1 pseudogene is annotated in these 237 nt (G+C 63.3%); it reads left to right on the forward strand.

From position 1 onward, the window contains the following. Nucleotides 1–237: pseudogene (gene pilM / locus ACCD02_RS32805) on the forward strand (pilus assembly protein PilM); the annotation flags it as partial.

Genomic DNA, 237 nt, shown 5'->3' on the forward strand with positions numbered 1-237 from the left:
GGGCTACTCGGTGCGCAATCCCTAGCGTGTCGAAGTCCTGCTCGCTGCCTGCCGCAAGGAAAACGTCGAAGTCAGCGAAGCCGCCCTGGCCCTGTCGGGGCTGACCGCCAAGGTAGTCGACGTCGAAGCCTAAGCCCTGGAGCGTGCCTTCGGCCTGTTCTCGGCCCAGTTCGCCAACCGTCACGAAGAACTCACACTCGCCCTTGTGGATATCCGCGCCACCAAGACCACCCTTAG

The organism is Pseudomonas sp. Pseusp88 (assembly GCF_047303955.1).
In the GTDB taxonomy this organism is placed as follows: Bacteria; Pseudomonadota; Gammaproteobacteria; order Pseudomonadales; family Pseudomonadaceae; genus Aquipseudomonas.